Source organism: Peribacillus sp. SIMBA_075 (assembly GCF_046534585.1).
In genome coordinates this window covers 1-257 of record NZ_JAWRYN010001008.1, presented here as the reverse complement: position 1 = coordinate 257, position 257 = coordinate 1, and the positions used below count along the sequence as shown (strand labels likewise).

1 protein-coding gene and 1 pseudogene are annotated in these 257 nt (G+C 45.5%); both read right to left on the bottom strand.

Annotated features, from left to right (window positions below):
• Window positions 1-151, bottom strand: a 151-nt coding sequence (locus tag SB775_RS31330; RefSeq protein ID WP_410865172.1) for a F0F1 ATP synthase subunit delta, incomplete at its 3' end; no start/stop codon positions are given.
• Window positions 148-257, bottom strand: a pseudogene (locus SB775_RS31325) (F0F1 ATP synthase subunit B); the annotation flags it as partial. The gene SB775_RS31330 and the pseudogene SB775_RS31325, both read right to left, overlap by 4 nt.

Genomic DNA, 257 nt, shown 5'->3' with positions numbered 1-257 from the left:
GTTTTGGTGAAACGATCAATTGGTATAGTTCAGGATTCGTTTTGAATACTTTACGTACCTCACGAAGATCCTGTTCGATTTCCAAAGTCACATTGTGGTCTTTGGCTACCTGGAATAAAGCCGATGCGTAGCGCTCAGCGACTTGGCTCATTGCACTTCGCCTGCCTTCGCAATCGTTTCGTTAATCAACTGACGGTTGTCTTCCTCAGAGATTTCCTTGTCGAGTACTCTCGTAGCTGCCAATACAGACAATGCCA